Source organism: Achromobacter sp. SIMBA_011 (assembly GCF_046535435.1).
GTDB lineage: Bacteria > Pseudomonadota > Gammaproteobacteria > Burkholderiales > Burkholderiaceae_B > Achromobacter > Achromobacter dolens.
In genome coordinates this window covers 1-235 of record NZ_JAWRWN010001245.1, presented here as the reverse complement: position 1 = coordinate 235, position 235 = coordinate 1, and the positions used below count along the sequence as shown (strand labels likewise).

The window sequence follows — 235 nt, the reverse complement described above, 5'->3', positions numbered from 1 at the left end:
CATGTACCAGACGCTGCGTCAACCGGGCGCGAACTCCACGCAGACCACCGAACTGCCCTCGGGCAGCCAGGTCGGCACCGGCGTGCAGCAGGTCGCGACCGAGCGCCTCTACACGCAGGGCAACCTGCAGCAGACCGGCAATTCGAAGGACGTGGCGATCAACGGCGCGGGCTTCTTCCAGGTGCAGATGCCCGACGGCACGACGCAGTACACGCGCGACGGTTCGTTCCAGACC

Annotated in this window: 1 protein-coding gene; it reads left to right on the top strand. The window is 67.2% G+C overall.

Annotated features, from left to right (window positions below; translation table 11 throughout):
- On the top strand, positions 1-235 hold a 235-nt coding region (locus SB816_RS35040), incomplete at both ends, for a flagellar hook-basal body complex protein (protein ID WP_410548627.1).